The organism is Shewanella chilikensis, from assembly GCF_037953065.1.
GTDB classification, from domain to species: Bacteria; Pseudomonadota; Gammaproteobacteria; order Enterobacterales; family Shewanellaceae; genus Shewanella; species Shewanella chilikensis.
The window spans coordinates 3378548-3396557 of record NZ_CP149966.1 but is presented as its reverse complement, the minus strand read 5'-3'; the positions used below and the strand labels follow the sequence as shown (position 1 = coordinate 3396557).

Below are 18010 nucleotides of genomic sequence, written 5' to 3'. Positions count from 1 at the left end.
TGTCTGTGACTAAACTCAATATTGCCGAGGCCCTGCAATGGGCCTCTTCTATGCTGGTTGCATCGTCCGAGTCTGCCCATGCAGATGCCGAAGCCCTGTTGCTGCATTGCTTGGGCAAGAGCCGCAGCTTTCTCTATACCTGGCCCGAAAGAAACTTGTCTGCCGAGCAGCACAAGCAGTTTATTCAGATGGTGCAGCGTCGCAGCCAAGGTGTGCCTGTAGCTCATATTGTCGGTGAGCGCGAGTTCTGGTCACTGCCTTTTATTGTCAACGAATCCACCCTTATTCCGCGCCCGGACACCGAAATTCTGGTGGAAACTGCGCTTAATCTGCCGCTTTCAGATGATATCGCCGTGCTGGATCTCGGCACAGGTACCGGTGCTATCGCGCTGGCACTGGCCCATGAGCGGCAAGGCTGGCGAGTGACTGCTGTCGATAAGGTCGAGGCAGCGGTGGAGCTGGCCAGTGCCAACAGGGATAACCTGAAGTTACCGCAGGTGGAGATCCTTCAGAGCGACTGGTTTTCGACGGTTCAGGGGCGTAAGTTCCAGCTGATTGTTTCCAACCCTCCCTATATCGAGGAGGATGACGAGCATCTTGATATGGGTGATGTGCGCTTTGAACCCCGCAGCGCCTTGACTGCCGCCGATCAGGGCTTTGCCGACCTATTCCATATCGCAGCCCATGCCAGGGAGCATTTGCTGCCGGGCGGTTATCTGCTGCTGGAGCATGGTTATGCCCAGGCCGTGAACCTCAGGGAAAAACTTGCCGAGCTCGGTTATCAGCAGGTGGCCACGGTACGTGACTTTGGCTCCAATGAAAGATGTACTCTGGGTTTGTGGCCCGGTTGAGTGCCTGTGCCCGGGACTCACACCCGGGCTTGAAAACCGCTGATATCGTCCCCATTTCCTGTCATAATTCCGCCCTTTCGACAGCCGCTTGGCCTTGGTGCTGAGCACTGCGATAGGGTACACTGTCGCCTTTGTTCATCTACAGATAGCTATCCGATGGAAACTTTTTACAGCCTGTATCCGGCAGTTAAACACCTGCACATGACTCTAATCGCTGTCAGCGTATTGCTGTTCATTGTGCGTTTCGTGCTTAAGCTGCGTCAGTCAGCCATTATGGACAAGAAACTGTTGAAGGTAGGTCCGCATGTGATCGATACTTTCCTGCTGCTGTCCGGATTGACTCTGTGTTTTATGATCAAGCAGTATCCCTTCGTCGATCCCTGGATGACAGAGAAGATAGGCGCAGTGGTCGCTTACATACTGCTGGGCGTGATGGCGCTCAAGTCCAACCGTAATCTGATCTTCCGGATCTTCGCCTTCCTCGGTGCTCTGGGTTGGGTGGTTTATGCGGCAAAACTGGCACACTTCAAACAAGCGGTAATTCTGGGGTAATGCAACAATATTCTCTTAAGCAAGACGAACTCTCTCTGCCCGAATCGGCATTTGAGCTTTGCCAACATCTGGGCTTTGGCCTGGCCAAACAGGCCAACTGGGCCTGGCTGGAACTGTCCGGCTCAGTGCTCAGTCATTATCTGGTGGATCAACAGCGGCGCTTTCAGGCGCTGCTGGACTGGTTTTACAAGGATCTGGGGTTTGCCCCCAGGGAAGACTATTTTTCCCGGCAGGCGGCCGATCTCGGCCAGTGTATTCTCAGCCGCCAGGGGAACAGCACCACATTGGCAACTGTGCTTATGTTGCTTGGCAAACAGCTGGACTTGAAATTCGACCCTGTGCTGTTGCCGGGCACCACAGTGCTGGCCTGCCATGTGGCCGGTGAACTCATCTATCTCGACCCGCTTCGGGGGGAGCGCCTCAGCAAAGAGCGTTTGCATGCCCTGGTTCGCGGCGAACTGGGGAACTGTGCGCCGCTGAAGGCGTCTTACCTCAAGCCGGTTGGCACCCAGAGGCTGATGACCCGCATGCTGCATGAACTCAAGGCCGGAGCCATAGTCGCCCATGAATTTGAAGTCGCGATGGAGTGCTGTAATTTGCTGCTTGAATGGCATGCCGACGATCTCAGCCTGCACCGGGAGCGTGCATTTATTGCCCAGCAACTGGGGGCGATTCATGTCGCCAGCGCCGATCTGCAGTATTTTGTCGACAACAGCCCGCACGACCCTGTGGTCGAGCTGGTAAAGATGCAACTCAGAGAACTGGGAGACGAGCCTCAGACCTTTCATTGAACCTGCCCGTGAGGGCAGTGATAAAAATATAAATATTAAAATAAAACAATAAATTGCAATCGCAAGGGAGATAGGACCTATGAGCAGTACCTCACAGGCGGCCACTGAAATGACTGCGTTGGTGACCAATGACGCCACCGCGCTCGGCATTCTGGCCGCCATTCTCGGCTTCGTTTTTTACACCAACAGCAGCAGTCATCCTTTCTGGCAAAAGTTTTACCGTTTCATCCCGGCCTTGTTGCTGTGTTACTTCCTGCCATCCTTGCTCAATACCTTTGGGATTGTCGATGGCAGTACCTCCAAACTTTACTATGTGGCGTCTCGTTATCTGCTGCCTGCCTGTTTGGTATTGTTGATCCTCAGCGTCGACCTCAAAGCCATTCTGGGATTGGGTCCCAAGGCGGTAGTGATGTTTTTGACCGGCACCATGGGCATTGTCATAGGTGGCCCGATTGCCCTGCTTATCATGTCGGCAATCGACCCGACATTGACCGCTGGCCATGGCCCGGACGCAGTCTGGCGCGGCATGACCACACTCGCCGGCAGCTGGATTGGCGGCGGTGCCAACCAGGCGGCGATGAAAGAGATTTATGAAGTGGGCGGCAATATTTTCTCCGTGATGGTGACTGTCGATGTGATAGTTGCCAACATCTGGATGGCCGTGCTGCTGTTTATGGCATCCAGGGCCAAGGAGATAGATGCCAAGACAGGTGCAGATACCAGCGCCATTGAAAGCCTCAAGGCCAAGGTGGAGCAATATCATGCCGAAAACGCCCGGATTCCCAGCCTGCGCGACATTATGCTGATAGTGGCTGTGGGCTTTGGTATTACCGGTCTGGCTCATGTCGGCGCCGACCTGCTGGCTCCCTGGTTTGCAACCAACTATCCCTGGACCGAGCAATACAGTCTGACCTCCGGATTCTTCTGGCTGGTGGTGATAGTGACCACCATAGGTTTGCTGTTGTCATTCAGTCCGGCACGTCATTTGGAAGCGGCCGGAGCCTCCAAGATAGCCTCGGCCTACCTCTACATACTGGTGGCCACAATCGGTTTGCATATGGATGTATCCCAAGTTCTGGATACGCCGATTTACTTCCTGGTGGGCATTATCTGGATGCTGGTGCATTCGGGATTGATGCTGCTGGTGGCTAAGCTTATCCGTGCGCCGCTGTTTTACATGGCGGTGGGCAGCCAGGCCAACGTTGGCGGCGCGGCGTCTGCGCCCGTAGTGGCTGCGGCTTTCCATCCGGCACTGGCACCCGTAGGTGTACTGCTGGCGGTATTCGGCTATGCTTTAGGCACTTATATGGCCTGGCTCTGTGGCCAGTTGCTGCAGGCCGTGGCCGGCTGATTTAAGTTAACGCCGCATGAGCGGCATTCAAGAGAGAAGTTGCGATGAGTAATAAAACCATACATCTGGGGGCTATCGAGATAGCCAATGACAAGCCCTTTGTGCTGTTCGGTGGCATGAATGTACTCGAGTCGCGGGACTTGGCGATGACCATTGCCGAAACCTACGCGGAAGTCACTCAGAAGCTGGGGATCCCTTATGTGTTCAAGGCCTCCTTCGACAAGGCCAACCGCTCATCCGTCAACTCCTATCGTGGCCCCGGCATGGAAGAAGGTTTGAAAATCTTCCAGGAGATCAAGGACACCTTCAAGCTGCCATTGATTACCGATGTGCATGAGCCTTACCAGTGCGCGCCTGTGGCCGAAGTGGTCGACATCATCCAGTTGCCGGCCTTCCTGGCGCGCCAGACAGATCTGGTGGTGGCCATGGCCAAGACAGGGGCTATCATCAATGTGAAAAAGCCTCAGTTCCTGGCGCCCCATGAGATGCGGCATATCATCAAGAAATTCAACGAAGCGGGTAATGATGAGATCATTCTCTGTGAGCGTGGCAGCTGCTTTGGTTATAACAACCTGGTGGTGGACATGCTGGGCATGGATGAGATGAAGCAATCCGGCTACCCGGTGATCTTCGATGCCACCCATGCGCTGCAGCGCCCTGGCGGCCGTGAAGATTCTGCCGGTGGTCGTCGTGCCCAGGCTACCGAACTGGCCCGCAGCGGTATGGCGCTGGGACTGGCCGGGCTGTTTATTGAGGCGCACCCGGACCCGGACAATGCCAAATGTGATGGCCCTTGTGCTTTGCCACTGCAGCAACTGGAAGGGTATCTGAGCCAGATGAAGGCCGTTGATGATCTGGTGAAGTCTTTCCCGGCGCTGGATACCAGTCGCTGAGCCAAGCGCTTGGTTAACCTTGCATAAGCTGTTGCAAGCTGCGCCTTTGGTGGAATAGCGAATCACCTGGCTAGCGTGTTAGTCTCAAACGCCCGCAATCGCGGGCGTTTTTCGTTTCAGTCATGGCTTGCGGTTCATCGGGCAAGCATTCTCGGGCGCAAATTTTAAGGACAAGCCACCCATGTGGATCATCTTTACCCTGATGGCCGCCTTTATGCAGGCGTGGCGCAACGCGTTTCAGAGCCGTCTCAGTCGCGATGTCAATGTTGCCGGGGTGACGCTGGCGCGTTTTGTTTATGCCGCGCCGTTGGCGGCTGTGTATCTATTGTCACTCTATGCCTGGCAGGACGCAGGATTGCCGCAGCTTGGGCATGGCGCGCTGCAGTACATCATAGGGGCGGCCTTGGCGCAGATCCTCGCGACCGCCCTGATGGTAAAACTGTTCCAATTGCAGAATTTCGCTGTCGGCGCCGGGCTGGCCAAGAGTGAAGCCTTGGTCGCGGCCGTGCTCGGCAGTCTGTTCTTCGGCACTGCGTTGACTGTCACCGGCTGGCTGGGGGTACTTGTCGGTACAGTGGCGGTCTTTCTGCTCAGTACCCAAGGCGGGCTCAAAGGCTTGTCCTTCAAGACGCTGCTGCTGGGGTTGGGGTGCGGCAGCGCCTTTGCGCTGACTTCGCTCTGGGTTCGGGAAGCAAGCCTGGTGCTGGGCTTGCCATTTCCTCACCGCGCCGCCTGGGTACTCTTGTTGGTTATTTTGCTGCAGACCTTGTTGCTGCTCGCCTGGCTTCTTATCAAAGATAAAGAGACCCTTAAAAAACTCTGGCAAAGGCCCAAGTTGACCCTGGCCATCAGTATCAGCAGTTGTCTGGGTTCAATAGGTTGGTTCAGTGCCATGTCGCTCACGGCCGTGCCTTATGTGAAAACGCTCGGGCAGGTGGAAGTTTTCTTTATGATGCTGATCTCCAGCCTTTGGCTCAAGCAGCTGGTCAAGGTCAAGGATATGGGCGGCCTGGTACTGATTGCCCTGGCCGCGGTATTGGTACTTTGGGGATGATTTAGTTGCGTGGCTCCAGCGCTTTTATCTGGGCCACCAGTTCGCTGTTGATTGGCAGTGTGAGCCCATATTGCTCGGCGCGCTGCTGCAGGTAACCGTTGATATAGTCAATTTCCGTCTTGCGGCCATGCTTGAGGTCCTGATACATGGAAGAGTAGTTGGCGGCGGTTAGCCGTATCACTTCCTTGACTCTGGCGTGCAGCGCATCGAACGTCAGTGCTATGCCTTCCTGCTTGGCCACCTGTAACAGCTCATCGAGAATGGCGCAGATTGTTCCCTCAAACTCGGGGGCGGCCAGGGCACCGTTGTTGACTCTGTGAATGGCGGTCAGCGGATTGATAACGGCGTTGACCGCCAGCTTTTGCCACAGGGCTTCGAGAATGGCATCACTCCACTGACTGCCGGGAATGGCATTGAGCAGAGCGGTTTTCATCGCCTCTGGCGTGGGGGCGCCGATTAAGTCACCTATCTGGGTCAGGCCTCTGCCGGTTTGGCGAATATGATTGCTGCTGAGTTTCAGCGCCGCCTGGCTGGTGGTGCCCAGGCTCAGCGGCCGGCCATTCAGCTTGGCGGCCAGACTCTGATGTGGGCCAAGCCCGTTGTGCAGCAGCAAGATGCGGCAATCCGGGTGAAGTTTTGGCAGCAAAGGCTCCAGCGCCGCTTCAACCTGATAGGCTTTGACTGTGACCAGCAAAAGATCGAGCTGCTTGAGCTTGCTCGAGTCCTGCGCCAGGCACAGAAAGGATGTTTGCAGACTCTGGTCGCCAAGCTCCAGGGTATAGACTTGCTCTTCGCCCTGCTCAGCCAATGGCGGAGTGTTAGCTCTGGGTAATAACCAAGGTTCCAGCCCGGCTGCGGCCAGTTGCTGCGCCAGCAGTTGCCCTATGGCCCCAACGCCGAGGATCCCTATCTGCATCCGGGCTACTCCCTCAACATGGCGGCGCCAAAATACTTGCGATAGCCCCAGAGTGAGAAGTAGAAGAGTACGACTCCGGCCATATCGGCGACAAAGTCGGCCATATCGGCACTGCGGTAAGGCAGGCGGGATTGCACCATCTCTATCAGAATGCCGTATCCGGCCAGGGTGGCAAACATCAAGTACCAGCGGGGACGAAATGCCAGATAGGTCAGCCAGGCGAGGGCAAAGAAACTACCTATATGACCCACTTTATCAAGGTTAGGGATGCTCTGAGGGTAGTTAGGCTTGGAAAAAACCAGGTAGCTGATCACCGCCAGGGCAATCAACAAAGCCATTTTAAACAGCAGCTGTCGGTTAATCACAAATCACGCAGGGTTGGAAAGCTTGGCGAACATCATAGTCAAAATAAAGCCTGGCTGTCATCAGCAGACGTGGATTTATTCAGCTCGGCTTCAACTTAGGGTAGACTGGCGCTATTGGTTTGGCTGATAAGTAAAAGGCGACGAAATGCCCTCATTCGATATAGTGTCAGAAGTAGATGCCGTTGAGCTGCGTAACGCAGTGGATAACAGCAAACGTGAATTGGATACCCGCTTCGATTTCCGCGGGGTGGAATTTACGGTGGAGTATAAAGACTTTGTGGTGACTCTGTCGGCAGAGTCTGACTTTCAGTGCAATCAGATGGTGGATATTTTAAGAACCCAATTGAGCCGTCGTAATGTGGATCCCAAGGCGATGGAAGTGGATGAGAAGGCGATCCACAGCGGCAAGATGTTCTCTTTGAAGGTCAAGTTCAAACAAGGCATCGAGACCGATGTGGCCAAGAAGCTGGTAAAACAGATCAAAGACAGCAAGATTAAGGTGCAGGCGCAAATCCAGGGCGACTCGGTACGGGTCACAGGCAAGAAGCGTGACGACTTACAGGCTGTGATGGCGCTGGCCCGCAATGCCGAGCTGGGCCAGCCGTTCCAGTTCAATAACTTCCGCGACTAGTCGTTAATCTGCGACTTGAGCGCATCTTGAGCAGTATCGGCCCGCTTCGGCGGGCTGTTTTTTTGCACCAGCCAAATCAGCAGCAGCACGGGCAAGCCTATGATGCTGGCGCTGACAAAGAAATTCACATAGCCAAAGGCGTTGACCCAGGCGCCGGAGAAGCCGGCAATAAACTTGGGAAACAGTAACATCACCGAAGACAGCAGCGCATACTGAGTGGCACTGTAGCCACTGCTGGTGAGGCTGGAAAGGTAGGCGATAAAGGCCGCTGTGGCGATACCGCCGCTGAAGTTGTCCACCGAAATTGCCAGGGTCAGCAGCGGCACGTTGTAGCCTACCATGGCTTGCAGGGCGAACAACAGATTGGTGGTGGCCACCAGGAAGGCGCCGACATAGAGGATTTTTAAGGTGCCGAAGCGTGCCAACAACACCCCGCCGAATGCCGAGCCCACCAGGGTCATGATCAGACCATAGACCTTGCTCAAGGTGGCGATCTCTTCCTTGCTGAAGCCCATATCCACATAGAAAACATTGGCCATGATCCCCATGACAATATCCGAGATCCGGTAGCAGGAGATCAGCATAAGGATCAGAATCGCGCTCTTGCCGTAGCGGCGAAAGAAATCGATAAAGGGCAGGGCCACGGCACTGTAAAGCCAGGAGATAAAGGCGGCCATCCTATCTGTTCCGGCCTGGGTCAGCTGCTTGGCTTCCTGCTCTTGAATTGCTCTGTCTTTACTTTTGACGCCGAAGATCAGCAACCAGAGCAGCAGAGTGAGCCCCATAGTGGCCAGCGTGACTGCATCTGTATTCAGGGTCTGACTCGGAAAGTAGGATTGCAGTACCTGGGTGAAGGGTTCAGCCAGGCTAAAACAGAAATAAAGCCCCAGCAGCAGGAGCAGCAACTTGCCATGGCGCAGGATAAACAGGTTGGCCGGCGCGGCCCAGACAGAGAGTCTGGGTGCCAGGTTGGCCCTGAGTCTGTCTCTGAGGTTGGCTTCCTCTTCCCCTATCGAGCTGATATCTACAGCCGGCTCTTTGGCAAAAAGTGTCGCCAGTATGCCTATGCCCATGAGGCCTGCCATTACCAGATAGGCGGTTTGCCAGCTCTGGAGATCATAGCTTTCCGGCGTGGGAGAAACCCAGGCGGCGATAGTCAGTGAGCCTGCAGTGGCTATGATCATCGCGCTGCGATAGCCCACCTGATAGGCGGCGGCCAGTGCCGCCTGCATTTTTTCCGGCGCCGACTCGATACGAAAGGCATCGACCACTATGTCCTGGGTGGCGGAGGAAAAGGCCACCATCAGCGCAAAGAGTGCCAGATGGGTGAGATCTTCCATGGGGTCACTGCCGGCCATCCCCAAAATGGCAGCTATCAGTAATAGCTGGGAGAACAGCATCCAGCCGCGGCGGCGGCCAAAGAGTTGGCTGAACAAAGGCAGGGGCATGCGATCGACCAGAGGGGACCAGGCCCACTTAAAGGCATAGATCAAGGCTACCCAACTGAAATAGCCGATGGCGGCCCTGTCTACCCCGGCTTCCCTGAGCCAGAAAGACAGGGTGGAGAATACCAGCATCAGCGGCAGGCCGGCGGAAAAACCGAGCAGCAATAAGATGAGTACCCGTTTGTGGAAATAGATACTCAGGGCGTCTCGGGTGCTGGCAAAAAAAGATTGAGGCATGGCACGGCTTGGTGAGAGTCAAAGGCCTTAGAGTAAAAGCCCGCGCCTGCGACTTCAAGGCGTGCTTGGGTGTTTGCCCAATAAAAAATCCCCGGCAAAGCCGGGGATTGGTCGCCCGTGTCATTAAAGTATCACCCGGGCGGGGTAGATTAACGTCTGTCTCAGGGCCTGACGCCGATACAGCCTTCGGGTATGGGGCCACCACCGAACAGGTATTCACAGCAGTCGTCCAGTTGCTGGCGCAAAAACTGGTTACCGCGCAATACCCAATCGGGCCATTTATCGAAGGCGTACAACAAGTGCCAAAATACGCGTTCGACATCCGTTTGCGCTTCCCCCTGCAAGTTCAGCTGATGCCATTCTTCCAGGGTATCCCACAGATACAATCTGACTTCATTAAATTCCAGCTTGTCGCTCAAGAATGCTTTGCCGTAATGAGCCAGTTGGGGCGCTTTCACATCGATGAACTCTTCCGGGGTCATCAGATCGCCTCCTTATGTTTGCCAGGTTCAGTATAGACAGCTTTTTGATACTGAACCGGGCCTGGGGTTAATTTCTGGGCAGAAGTGTGGCTTTCTTCAACAAAACCTGGGTAACCGGCACGTCGGGCCAACCCAAGGTGCTGTTGGTGCCTGTCTCTACCAGCGCCATATTCTGCAGAACTTCAAGCCCTTGGCTGACTTCACCGAATACGGCATAGCCCCAGCGCCTGGAGGATGGGTCGAGCTTTTTGTTGTCGGCTACATTGAAGTAAAACTGGCGGGTGGCCGAATGGGGAGCATTCTCTCTGGCCATGGCTATAGTGCCTAGGCTGTTGGATAGGCCGTTGCCCGACTCATTGACTATCGGCTTGTCTGACGGCAGTTCTTCATACTTGGGGCTGAGGCCGCCGCCCTGAACCACGAAATCAGCAATAATGCGGTGAAACAATGTGTTGTTGTAGTCGCCGCGCACCACATAGGTGAGAAAATTGTCCACAGTAATGGGCGCCCGGGTGCGATCGAGCTCGACCACGATTTTGCCCATGCTGGTATCAAATTCCACTTGGGGGTAGAGATTGTCTTTTTGTATATCCAACGCCAGCGCCAGCTGACTGGTCAGCATCAATACGGCTGCGAGTATCCATCGGCTCATGACCTGATTCCTTATCATAGTGTTGCAGACGGGCCTGCCCGTGAGTCACAGACCGGCCCAATAAATTACTGTTGCAAAAAGCTGTGCAGCTCGGGGTCGTTGAGTATTTCGCCGGTCAACTGGGTGATCAGCTTGTTCATGTCCAGTTCCAGCGAGGCGAAGTCGGCACTGAATGGGCCCTTGAGCAGTCCCTTGGCCTTATAACGCTTGGTCAGGGTATGGCTGCTGTTTTTCGCCAGCAGATTGATGCTGACATTGGTTTTGGCTTCGAAGCCGAAGCCGGATTCATCCACATCAGTGAGCAGTTCAATCAGTTGTAACTGCACCTCTTTTCCACTGGCGGGATCGATTCGGTATCCGGCCTTGGCAAAACCTTGACGGAACAGTTGATCCAGCTGGACCCTGGGTGGCTCCGCCGGGCTGACCAGACGTGCGGCTTTGCCATCTTCATTGAATCGCACAATAAAGTTGGCGGTGCGGGTATCCAGGGTTTGCAGCGCCAGAGCCGGCTCCAGCGAAGTCTGTGGCGTGACCGCAGGCAGTTCAGGGCTCAGGGCAATAAAGTTGGGGGTATGACTGGCGCAGCCAAAGAGCAGCGCCGACCCCAGCATCAAGGTAGCAAGCCGTTTCATAAAAATCCGAAGCTGTAAAAAAGGTGGCATCAGGATAACCAGATTTGAGTTTGGCTTCCAGCATCTGGTTATGTCAGATAACCGGCTTGGGTTCGGTCTGGGGGAGATTTTTTTGCGGGTTCTTTGCGCGCAGGCCACCAAAGGACAAACTCGAGTATCAATCTGGGAAAACCGCTAGCTTAGATTATCAAGGAACATCGCTGTCAGTTACCGTTTCTGAATGACACAGTAAACCGGATAAGACCCCGCACAGCAGTTTTTTCATTTTTGTAACATTCAAGGCTTCAATCTCCGATGGCGACAGGGTAGAGTCAAGTTATTGCTCTAAAAACAGCTGTTGGGAATATGTTGGAATTGAAATCCGGGCCTTTGCCGACGACTCAATCCGGGGTTGCAACCCAGGCCACGCCTGACTCTTTGATAGATGTTCACGGCCGGCCTCTGTTTGGTCATTTCGACGGGCCGCCGAAAAGCCTGGGATTGGCAGACTTTCAGCTGTTCAATGAGATGGACCGCAGGGTTTCACGCTTGAAACAGCGTTGCAGTTATAAGCAGTTTGAGTTTATTGGCCTTAACAGCCCCAGATGGATGCTGGGCGTTGCCTTGGCGGATATCGCCTATCTTGGCAGTGGTTTCTGTTATCTGTTTGATTTGCAGAGTCGTCGCATGTATCAGCAGAATCTGCTGCGGCCACCCGCTGGTTTTAACCTGAGCCGTTCGCCATGGCAGGGGGAGAGCCGTATGGGCGGCATTCACTTTCGGCGTGAGCAGGGACAATGGCAACTGAGTCTGGATCTTAAACTACAGGGAATGCCACTTGAGGGGGAGCTGACCTTGGTTCCCGAACCGCTCAGCTTGCCGATGGCGCTTTGCAGTCCAACCGGTTACAGCGGTTGGACCTATACCCAGAAACACAATGCCCTCAAGGTTTCCGGCCAGTTGTCCTTCAATCATGAACCTCAGCCGTTGCTGCATGCCAGAGCAGGTTATGACTTTTCCGCAGGCTTTATGCGCCGGGAAACCAGTTGGCGCTGGGCCTCTATCAATGCCGATATTGAGGGTAAGGGGTTGGGGCTAAATCTGGCGGCCGGAGTCAACGAGACCGGCTCTTGTGAAAACGTGCTCTGGGTTGATGGTGCCAGGCATTTGCTGTCGCCGGTGCATTTTGAGTTTGACCGCATGGCAGCATCAGGCGGCCAATGGCGAGTTTGGTCTGAGCGCGGCGATCTGGAGTTGGTATTTTCGCCCTTGGGGTGCCGCAGCGAAAGGCTCAACCTGGGGCTGCTTAAAAGCAATTTTCGCCAGTATACCGGGCTGTTTTCCGGTTGGGTCAAAGACTCCCTGGGCAAGCGCCATGAGCTGGTGCAGCAGAGCGGCCTGACAGAAGATCACTTTGCCAAGTGGTGAGCTGGAATAAAAGGAATAAAAATGGATTTCAATTTACTTATTTCCCACCCTGAATGGCTGCTGCTGGTATTGGCGCCGCTGTTCTTCATCTGCATGGCATTGGAGTGGTTTTTCGGTGACCGCCTCAGACGTTTGCCTGAGAATGCCCGCTATCGGCCGGCGGAGGTTTTCTGTAACTTTGTGCTGGCAGGCATGCACCAGGGCGCCGATATTCTCACAGGGTTACTGCAGGCCAAACTGTATTTGTGGTTATTCGGCTGGCGTTTGTTCGACATTGAGATGAATGGCTGGACCTTTGTGCTGCTGATGCTGGGGCAGGACTTTTGCTATTACTGGTTCCACCGGGCCAGCCACAGATGCCGCTGGATGTGGGCAGCCCATGTAGTGCACCACAGCTCGGAAAACATGAATTTTTCCACCGCCTTTCGTCAGAGCCTGATGTACCCATTGGCGGGCATGTGGCTGTTTTGGCTGCCTTTAGTGATCATAGGCTTCGACCCCAACTGGGTGGTATTTGTGGTGCTGCTTAATCTGGGCCTGCAATTTTTTGTCCATACCCAGGCCATCAAACGTCTTGGGCCCTTGGAGTGGGTATTCAACACGCCGTCTCATCACAGGGTGCACCATGGCCGTAATCCTCAGTACATAGATAAGAACTACGCCGGGGTGTTGATCATTTGGGATAGATTATTCGGCAGCTTTGAGCCGGAGCGGGAAACCGTGCGCTATGGTATTACCAAGCCAGTGAACAGCTTTAATCCTGTGACAGTCACTTTTGCCGAATGGCGCGATATGTTGGCGGAAGTGAGCCGCCCCGGCCTTGGTTTCAGGCAGCGTTGGCGTTTGCTGTTTGCACCGCCGGCCAGTCAGGTGTTGCCCAGCTCCGGCCTCGGAGGATATGCTGATGGCCCTGACAGTTCCAAGGAAGCTAAGGAGTACTGATGAAGCTTTTTGTGTTTGACCATTGTCCCTATTGTGTCAAGGTTATGATGCTGGTGGGGCTTAAGGCGTTGCCGGTGGAGCGGGTCTATCTGCAAAACCATGATGTGGAGTCCAGAATAGCTATGGTCGGTGCCAATATGGTGCCCATTTTACAAAAAGCCGATGGCAGCTTCATGGCCGAGAGCCTGGATATCGTCAGCTATCTGGATAATCTGGATGGTAAGCCGGTCATTGCCGTTGCCAGCCAGGCCGATGCTGTCAGCCAATGGCAGGAGGCATCCGGTTATTTCAGCAGTCGCTTACTCTATCCACGCAGTGTGTTGCTCGGCCTGCCTGAATTTGGCTGCCAAGAGGCGATTGCCTGGTTTACCCAAAACAAGAGCGCCATGATAGAGATGTCTTTCGAAAAAGCGCTTGCGCAAACGGCCGATTTTCTTGAGGGCCTGGCTAAGTGTTGGCCACTGCTCGACTGGCTGCTATTGCCGTCGGAGCGGGGCAATAAGTTGAGTATTGATGATATCAACCTGTTCCCCGGTCTGAGAAACCTGACCATGGTCAAGGGGCTGGTATTCCCGGCCAGAGTGCGCGCCTATATCGAAGAGGTGGCGGCGCTGACTCAAATCGACTTGTACGACGACAGAGCCGTCTGAGCGCCTTCATCTGAGTCATACAACTACACCCAAAAAAAGACAGGCCAGTGCTGGACCTGTCTTTTTCATTCGTTTTCACTTTAGGGCAAGTGCTACTTTTAACCCGGCTTTTTCAACTCAGCTTTTTCAGCACTCTCTTTGTTCAACGCTCTCTTTGTTGATGCACTGCGCGTTGTCTGTGCTCCTGAGCACGACTGGGTTGGCGTCGCTCCGCCTGATGGCGCTGTGGCTGAGCTCGCTGCTGATGCTGCACCTTCGATTGACTCTGAGGCTGATAGTGTCTCTGTGGCTGCTGTTGTTTATCTGCCTGTTGCCGGCGCTTTTCAGCTTGTCTATAAGTAGTGTTAGTGTGCCGGTTTGAGGCCTGTTGCAACTGTCTGTCTCTGGCCTGATGTTTAACCCGCATCGTTTTGTCGGCGGCGTTGGCACTGTTATTGGCACTCCTATATGACGGCTGCTGTGACAGCTGGCGAACTTTTTGGGGCTCGCCCTTATGCATCTTTTCCCTCTTGTCACCGGCGCGCCATTCACGACTATTGTGCTCTCTGTGCTTTTTTAGCTCATGCTGCAACTGCTTTTGTTGCTTGTTTCTGTCCTGATGCAGCCTCTGGCTGTGGTTGAAGCTGCGGGCCTGGGATTCATAACGCTTGTGTGGCTTGTTGTATACCGCCTTATTGTAGCGTTGTTGCAGCCCAGGGTGACGATAATGGGCGCCACGTCTGTGGTGCGGGTTATGACTCCAGCGCTGGGCTCCCTGGCTATAGGCCAGTCTCGGACGGTAGTGATTATAGTGTTTGTGGCGATAATCGACCCAGATCACTCTGTCATGCCAATGAAAGGCGCTGAAGAAGAAGTTAAATGAAATGCTGACCCCGGAACTGCGCCAGTAAAACGGACTGGAGTGGTAGCGCACATATCCGGGGAAAGGGTCCCAATAGATAGGCGGATAGCTGCTCCAGTGCCAATGGCCATAGACACGGCGACTGTCGTAGTAAGGGACATAGATCACCTCGGTGCGGGTCGGCGCTATCACTATCTGACGTTCGTCGCGTCTGGCGTTGAGGTTACCCAGATCATTTAATGAGTCGGCATCCCAGGCGGCTTGTCTCAGGGTTTGAATCCCATCCATCACCCGGCCTTCATCGGCGATAAAGGCTTCGCCCAAACGGGCGGTCCAGTCCAGATCTGTGCTCATCTTGTTTAACACTTCCGGAAAGGCGATAAGCGCCATCACACTGGGATCCCAATCCTGGTTCTCGGCTTCGGCCATCAGGCGTTCATTGCTCCAATAGCTGCGCTGTTTGCGCCAGCGCTGTGCCTGCACCAGTTCCAGTGGATAGGTTGAGGCGATCAGCATATGGGTCAACAAGGTGTCCGGATAGAGAGCGATAGGGGAGAGCAGCTGCATCAGCTCGGGTTCCCGGATATCTCTGCCGGATTCGGCGGCCTGCAGCGCCGTAGTTGGCAGGCCAAACAGACACAGGATAAGCACACTGTGCTGCAGCCAGATTTTCAGCTTGTTCATGGTTGCCTCCTTTAGGCCGGTATGGTTACCAGCCTGGCAAGTGAGCTAACTGAGGCCTTGCGATGCAATTCCCCATCAGTAGTTTCAGGATAAGTGGCCTTTGATGAACATAAGCTGAAGGCTTTTGGATGGCTAAATATTATCCAGTGAATGGGCAAAAGGTTTTGCTTTTTTAAGGTCAGGCCCTGGTTGTGAGCGGTTTTATCAAAACAGTCATTTAGATCGTAATTGGGAAGCTTAAACTGGATAAACTGTGTACTGAGTCACAGTTTATGGGAGCACAAGTCTCCACCCTGTTATAGCTATTTATCTTTAGTCGCTATTGAGTGCGGCTATCGCCAACAAGCAAAAGGAGTGTATATGGCAACCAAGAAAGTCAAGGCACCCAACATAGATATAGGTATCACGGATGCGGATCGTAAAATAATCGTCGCGGGGCTTTCCGCGCTGCTGGCCGACAGTTATACCCTGTATCTGATGACCCATAATTTCCATTGGAACGTCAAAGGGCCGCAGTTCAACAGCCTGCATCAGATGTTTATGGATCAATATACAGAGCAGTGGAATGCTCTGGATGAAATTGCTGAGCGGATCCGCGCCCTGGGGTATCCGGCGCCGGGGACTTATAAAGAGTTTGTGCGTCTGGCATCCATCAAGGAAGTGGAAGGCGTGCCCTCTGCCAATGAGATGATATTGCACCTGGTCGAAGCCCAGGAGGCTACGGCCCGCACCGCCAGAGCCCTGTTCCCCGTTATCGACAAGGCCAATGACCAGCCGAGCGCTGATCTGCTGACCCGCAGACTGGAAGTTCACGAAAAGACTGCCTGGATGTTGCGTAGCTTGCTGGAGGAATAGCCTAAACGCTAGGCACTACGCATCAAAAAGCCGCCCCGGAGTGCTCCGGTGCGGCTTTTTTTTAATTACCTTTCTTGAAGTGGCATTTGTGCTGGCAATCTTCGCTTACCCCAATCACATAGTTTGCCCATGTTGATGGGGCGTCACTCACTTGCCGCCTGGCTGCCACGCCAAGTCGTTTGGCGCTATTTATTCAAGGCTTAAGTGCCTTTAACAAGGTATCAGGCCTTTTCGGGAATACGTTCCAGTACCGCCAACAGCAGCTGCCAATATTGGCCCACTGTGGTGATATTCACCATTTCATCCGGGCTGTGAGGGAAACGTATGGTGGGGCCAATAGATACCATATCCATAGCCGGATAGGGCTCCTTGAACAGGCCACATTCCAAACCGGCATGGATCACCATGATCACCGGCTCTTTATGGTAGATGTCCTGATAGGTGTCGCGCACAATCGCCATTACAGGAGACTGGCTGTCTGGTTTCCAGCCTGGGTAGGCACCGGAGAGATCGATTTCGGCACCGGCCAGGTTGGCCAGGGCGATCAGCATGCCCTCAATCTGGCTGCGACCTGAGTCAATCAAGGAGCGGATCAGGCACAGGAGTTTAACATCCTGCTCGCTGGAATTGATCACCCCGAGGTTGAGTGAGGTCTCGGTCACGCCTTCAATCTCGTCACTCATCCGCATGACACCATTGGGGCAGGCATGCAGCAGATCGATAAGAGTGTTCTGACTCTGCTCGCTCATCACCTTGGCAGGCAGCGGCACTTCGGTGAGAGTCAGGCAAGCGGCCGGATCGGCAACCGCCAGCTCTTCTCTAAGCAGTGCCTGGAAAGCCACGGCGGTTTCGCTCAAAGCTGTGGCTTGTTCGGCCGGTACCAGAATAGTGGCACTGGCTTCGCGGGGAATGGCGTTACGCAGCGAGCCGCCGTTGAATTCGGCCAGTTCCAGCTGCAGGCTTTCGCTGTGTTCAAACAGGAAACGGGCCAGCAGCTTGTTGGCATTACCGCGTCCCAGATGAATGTTCACCCCTGAGTGGCCACCCTTTAGCCCGGAGAGCGTCAGGTTGAATGCCTGGAAACCCTCGCCTGTGGCTTCCCAGACCATGGGCAGGGTGATCTCGGCATCCACGCCACCGGCGCAGCCCATGTAGATCTCGCCTTCCTGCTCGGAATCTGTGTTGATCAGGATTTCACCGCGAAGCATACCGGCTTCCAGGCCAAAGGCTCCTGTCATACCAGCTTCTTCATCTATGGTCAGCAGCACTTCCAGCGGTCCGTGGGGAATATCGTCACTGCCGAGAATGGCCAGCGCCGATGCCATGCCTATGCCGTTATCGGCACCCAGAGTCGTGCCCTGAGCCTTGACCCAGTCGCCATCAATCCAGGGCTGGATCGGATCTTTGACAAAGTCATGCTCTTTATCGGCATTTTTCTGCGGCACCATATCGATATGGGCTTGGATCACCACGGGTTTGCGGTTTTCCATCCCGGGAGTGGCATCTTTGCGAATAATCAGGTTACCGACTTTATCTTCGATAACGTCAAGCTGACGGTCTTTGGCCCAGTTCTGAATATACTGGCTGAGCGCGGCTTCATGCTTGGATGGGTGAGGAATGGCACAGATTTGTTCAAACCACTGCCATAGAGGCTGAGGTTGCAATTGGCTGAGACTGGACACAGCAAACTCCTGATCTTTTCGTCTGGTTGGCGGGCTTGGACCGGGCCAAGCGCGAGTTGTCATCAGTCTATCACAGAGCGACGTAAGGGCGCAGAAC

The 18010-nt window shown here is 54.3% G+C and carries 19 protein-coding genes; 11 read left to right on the top strand and 8 right to left on the bottom strand.

Annotated features, from left to right (window positions below; translation table 11 throughout):
- Positions 1-5: 5 nt before the first annotated feature.
- The 6 genes from prmC to WKR14_RS15370 all read left to right on the top strand — a co-directional run bounded on the left by prmC (position 6) and on the right by WKR14_RS15370 (position 5492).
- Entirely contained in the window at positions 6-851 is an 846-nt protein-coding gene (gene prmC, locus WKR14_RS15395) for a peptide chain release factor N(5)-glutamine methyltransferase (RefSeq protein ID WP_339086768.1), read from the top strand.
- Between the two features lie 156 nt (positions 852-1007).
- The gene (locus tag WKR14_RS15390; RefSeq protein WP_025889918.1) at positions 1008-1403 is read left to right on the top strand and encodes a SirB2 family protein; all 396 of its coding nucleotides are present in this window, start codon (positions 1008-1010) and stop codon (positions 1401-1403) included.
- Positions 1403-2194 (top strand): tetratricopeptide repeat protein, encoded by a 792-nt coding sequence (locus tag WKR14_RS15385; RefSeq protein WP_101056814.1) that lies wholly within the window; start codon positions 1403-1405, stop codon positions 2192-2194. Before WKR14_RS15390 ends, WKR14_RS15385 begins: the two co-directional genes overlap by 1 nt.
- A gap of 79 nt (positions 2195-2273) precedes the next feature.
- Positions 2274-3545 carry a DUF819 domain-containing protein gene (locus WKR14_RS15380; RefSeq protein WP_370628887.1) on the top strand — a complete coding sequence of 424 codons (1272 nt, stop codon included), beginning with the start codon at positions 2274-2276 and terminating at the stop codon, positions 3543-3545.
- A gap of 44 nt (positions 3546-3589) precedes the next feature.
- Entirely contained in the window at positions 3590-4438 is an 849-nt protein-coding gene (kdsA, locus tag WKR14_RS15375; RefSeq protein ID WP_025011695.1) for a 3-deoxy-8-phosphooctulonate synthase, read from the top strand.
- 181 nt (positions 4439-4619) lie between these two features.
- Positions 4620-5492, top strand: coding sequence for a DMT family transporter (locus WKR14_RS15370; protein WP_339086765.1), 873 nt, complete (start codon positions 4620-4622; stop codon positions 5490-5492).
- Position 5493: 1 nt separating this feature from the next.
- On the opposite strand, the gene WKR14_RS15365 is transcribed toward WKR14_RS15370, so the two are convergent.
- A complete protein-coding gene (locus tag WKR14_RS15365) occupies positions 5494-6408 on the bottom strand; it encodes a ketopantoate reductase family protein (RefSeq protein ID WP_234555594.1) in 915 nt (304 codons plus the stop codon).
- 5 nt (positions 6409-6413) lie between these two features.
- The gene (locus tag WKR14_RS15360; protein ID WP_418354538.1) at positions 6414-6746 is read right to left on the bottom strand and encodes a VanZ family protein; all 333 of its coding nucleotides are present in this window, start codon (positions 6744-6746) and stop codon (positions 6414-6416) included.
- Between the two features lie 172 nt (positions 6747-6918).
- Between WKR14_RS15360 and WKR14_RS15355 the strand changes: the two genes are divergently transcribed.
- On the top strand, positions 6919-7404 hold the full coding sequence (locus tag WKR14_RS15355) for a YajQ family cyclic di-GMP-binding protein (protein WP_339086762.1): 486 nt from the start codon (positions 6919-6921) through the stop codon (positions 7402-7404).
- On the opposite strand, the gene WKR14_RS15350 is transcribed toward WKR14_RS15355, so the two are convergent.
- The 4 genes from WKR14_RS15350 to WKR14_RS15335 form a co-directional block, all read right to left on the bottom strand.
- The gene (locus WKR14_RS15350) at positions 7401-9086 is read right to left on the bottom strand and encodes an MFS transporter (RefSeq protein ID WP_339086760.1); all 1686 of its coding nucleotides are present in this window, start codon (positions 9084-9086) and stop codon (positions 7401-7403) included. The genes WKR14_RS15355 and WKR14_RS15350 overlap by 4 nt on opposite strands.
- A gap of 161 nt (positions 9087-9247) precedes the next feature.
- On the bottom strand, positions 9248-9568 hold the full coding sequence (locus WKR14_RS15345) for a hypothetical protein (RefSeq protein ID WP_025011704.1): 321 nt from the start codon (positions 9566-9568) through the stop codon (positions 9248-9250).
- Between the two features lie 67 nt (positions 9569-9635).
- Positions 9636-10220: a peptidylprolyl isomerase gene (locus WKR14_RS15340; protein WP_028779732.1), complete on the bottom strand. Its 585-nt coding sequence runs from the start codon at positions 10218-10220 to the stop codon at positions 9636-9638.
- Between the two features lie 65 nt (positions 10221-10285).
- Positions 10286-10852 (bottom strand): YajG family lipoprotein, encoded by a 567-nt coding sequence (locus tag WKR14_RS15335; protein WP_224866265.1) that lies wholly within the window; start codon positions 10850-10852, stop codon positions 10286-10288.
- Between the two features lie 345 nt (positions 10853-11197).
- On the opposite strand from WKR14_RS15335, the gene WKR14_RS15330 reads away from it, so the two are divergent.
- Genes WKR14_RS15330 through grxB form a run of 3 tightly spaced genes read left to right on the top strand, consistent with a single transcriptional unit; the run spans position 11198 to position 13851 of the window.
- Positions 11198-12259, top strand: coding sequence for a DUF2804 domain-containing protein (locus WKR14_RS15330; protein ID WP_234555592.1), 1062 nt, complete (start codon positions 11198-11200; stop codon positions 12257-12259).
- Between the two features lie 21 nt (positions 12260-12280).
- Positions 12281-13201 carry a sterol desaturase family protein gene (locus tag WKR14_RS15325; protein ID WP_339086756.1) on the top strand — a complete coding sequence of 307 codons (921 nt, stop codon included), beginning with the start codon at positions 12281-12283 and terminating at the stop codon, positions 13199-13201.
- Entirely contained in the window at positions 13201-13851 is a 651-nt protein-coding gene (gene grxB, locus WKR14_RS15320) for a glutaredoxin 2 (protein WP_226564676.1), read from the top strand. Before WKR14_RS15325 ends, grxB begins: the two co-directional genes overlap by 1 nt.
- A gap of 142 nt (positions 13852-13993) precedes the next feature.
- Here the strand turns inward: grxB and WKR14_RS15315 are convergent, their stop codons facing one another.
- Positions 13994-15376, bottom strand: coding sequence for a DUF3300 domain-containing protein (locus WKR14_RS15315; RefSeq protein ID WP_339086754.1), 1383 nt, complete (start codon positions 15374-15376; stop codon positions 13994-13996).
- Between the two features lie 360 nt (positions 15377-15736).
- On the opposite strand from WKR14_RS15315, the gene WKR14_RS15310 reads away from it, so the two are divergent.
- A complete protein-coding gene (locus WKR14_RS15310; RefSeq protein WP_101056805.1) occupies positions 15737-16231 on the top strand; it encodes a Dps family protein in 495 nt (164 codons plus the stop codon).
- Between the two features lie 221 nt (positions 16232-16452).
- Here the strand turns inward: WKR14_RS15310 and WKR14_RS15305 are convergent, their stop codons facing one another.
- The gene (locus WKR14_RS15305; RefSeq protein ID WP_339086752.1) at positions 16453-17913 is read right to left on the bottom strand and encodes an aminoacyl-histidine dipeptidase; all 1461 of its coding nucleotides are present in this window, start codon (positions 17911-17913) and stop codon (positions 16453-16455) included.
- Positions 17914-18010 lie beyond the last annotated feature (97 nt).

Coding starts and splice junctions, on each gene's coding strand:
- WKR14_RS15390 (WP_025889918.1), top strand. CDS start 1,008: ATGGAAACTTTTTACAGCCTGTATCCGGCAGTTAAACACCTGCACATG.
- WKR14_RS15385 (WP_101056814.1), top strand. CDS start 1,403: ATGCAACAATATTCTCTTAAGCAAGACGAACTCTCTCTGCCCGAATCG.
- WKR14_RS15380 (WP_370628887.1), top strand. CDS start 2,274: ATGAGCAGTACCTCACAGGCGGCCACTGAAATGACTGCGTTGGTGACC.
- kdsA (WP_025011695.1), top strand. CDS start 3,590: ATGAGTAATAAAACCATACATCTGGGGGCTATCGAGATAGCCAATGAC.
- WKR14_RS15370 (WP_339086765.1), top strand. CDS start 4,620: ATGTGGATCATCTTTACCCTGATGGCCGCCTTTATGCAGGCGTGGCGC.
- WKR14_RS15365 (WP_234555594.1), bottom strand. CDS start 6,408: ATGCAGATAGGGATCCTCGGCGTTGGGGCCATAGGGCAACTGCTGGCG.
- WKR14_RS15360 (WP_418354538.1), bottom strand. CDS start 6,746: ATGGCTTTGTTGATTGCCCTGGCGGTGATCAGCTACCTGGTTTTTTCC.
- WKR14_RS15355 (WP_339086762.1), top strand. CDS start 6,919: ATGCCCTCATTCGATATAGTGTCAGAAGTAGATGCCGTTGAGCTGCGT.
- WKR14_RS15350 (WP_339086760.1), bottom strand. CDS start 9,086: ATGCCTCAATCTTTTTTTGCCAGCACCCGAGACGCCCTGAGTATCTAT.
- WKR14_RS15345 (WP_025011704.1), bottom strand. CDS start 9,568: ATGACCCCGGAAGAGTTCATCGATGTGAAAGCGCCCCAACTGGCTCAT.
- WKR14_RS15340 (WP_028779732.1), bottom strand. CDS start 10,220: ATGAGCCGATGGATACTCGCAGCCGTATTGATGCTGACCAGTCAGCTG.
- WKR14_RS15335 (WP_224866265.1), bottom strand. CDS start 10,852: ATGAAACGGCTTGCTACCTTGATGCTGGGGTCGGCGCTGCTCTTTGGC.
- WKR14_RS15330 (WP_234555592.1), top strand. CDS start 11,198: ATGTTGGAATTGAAATCCGGGCCTTTGCCGACGACTCAATCCGGGGTT.
- WKR14_RS15325 (WP_339086756.1), top strand. CDS start 12,281: ATGGATTTCAATTTACTTATTTCCCACCCTGAATGGCTGCTGCTGGTA.
- grxB (WP_226564676.1), top strand. CDS start 13,201: ATGAAGCTTTTTGTGTTTGACCATTGTCCCTATTGTGTCAAGGTTATG.
- WKR14_RS15315 (WP_339086754.1), bottom strand. CDS start 15,376: ATGAACAAGCTGAAAATCTGGCTGCAGCACAGTGTGCTTATCCTGTGT.
- WKR14_RS15310 (WP_101056805.1), top strand. CDS start 15,737: ATGGCAACCAAGAAAGTCAAGGCACCCAACATAGATATAGGTATCACG.